1 protein-coding gene is annotated in these 1,345 nt (G+C 63.6%); it reads left to right on the plus strand.

Annotation, left to right across the window (positions count from 1 at the left end; genetic code table 11):
• Window positions 1-1,345, plus strand: a 1,345-nt coding sequence (cas10, locus tag ADADOO_RS01280) for a type III-B CRISPR-associated protein Cas10/Cmr2 (protein WP_511274356.1), incomplete at both ends; no start/stop codon positions are given.

Consider the following 1,345-nt stretch of genomic DNA (forward strand, 5'->3'; position numbering starts at 1 on the left):
CTTCCCGGAAGTGCATTGGGCGGCGGTGCCGTTCTCGCTGATTCGCCCGCGCAACCAAACCAAACAGACCGACCTGGATGTGAGCCAGCTTTCCGCTGCGATGGCGCCTTTCTTCGGCGCGGAAGCCGGCCAGCCCTGTGGTTTTCTCGACACACCGGCCTGGAAGATTCTGGCGAAGGAAATCGACTGGAGCGACGGCACCACCTTCTTCGCGCCCAACCCTGGCGTGCTCTACCCGGCGGTCTATGACCTGGCGGAGAGGGTGTTGGCTGCGGCTAAGACCGTGCGCGCCTTCGATCAGTCCGAACAAAAAGGCTGGCGGTGCTCACTGACCGGCGAGACCGAATGGTTGACCACCGACCCCGCGCAGTTGCAGAAATCCTACCGTCAACAAACCGATACCCTTTGGGCCAAGGTGGCGGAGGAAATGCCCGCCTGGGCAAAGAAAGGTGAACACCTGGGCGCGCTGCCCGCGATCAAACGTCTGTGGCCCACCTTCTTCGCGGAAGAAGTCAGTCAGGCGCTGGGCGGCAAGAAGATCGGCCGCTTTGTGGTCTCCACCCACACCATGGCACTGGCACATCAACTCGACCAATGGTTGGGGCATGGCGGACACACGGCGGAAGGATTCGCCGAGATGGTTCAAGACAGGCGGGCCAGCCCCGTCGCCCTGCCGCGCAAGCTGGCCGAAAAACACGCGAAAAACCCCGCCCTGGCCGATGCCAAGCTCATCCCCGGTTTGCTGGAAGCGACACGCGATGCGGAAGACGAGGGCGTTTACGAACGAGCCAAGTCCCTCGTGCAGCGGACGCTGGGCAGTGACGACGCGTCGGCTCGTCTGGAAACCTACTACGCGCTGTTACTCATGGACGGCGACCGCATGGGCGCGTGGCTTTCCGGCGGCGACGACTACGCCATTTCGTATCGCGAGAGCTTCCACCCGCAAGTGCAAGACGGCTTTGACAAGCACGCCGTCAAGCAGAAGCTGATCCAAGCCTATGGCGCGCAAAAACGGGCGCTCTCGCCCAACCGGCATCTGGCCATTTCCGGCGCGCTCAACGATTTCTCGCTCACGGTCGTGCGCCATGTGGTGGAGGAAAAACACCTGGGCCGGGTGATCTACGCCGGCGGCGACGATGTGCTTGCCATGCTGCCGGTGGCGAACCTGCTTTCGTCCATGCAGTGGCTGCGGGTGGCGTATTCCGGCGACAACCCGGCGCATGAAGGCGGCGACAACCCGGCGCATGAAGGCGGCGACGACCCGGCGCATGAAGGCGGCCGCGACCCGCGCCGCGACCTGACCCTGCAAAAAGGCTTTGCGAGGCTCAACGGCAAGCTGATGCGG

Origin of the sequence: Azonexus sp. (assembly GCF_036170495.1) — a bacterium.
In the GTDB taxonomy this organism is placed as follows: Bacteria; Pseudomonadota; Gammaproteobacteria; order Burkholderiales; family Rhodocyclaceae; genus Azonexus.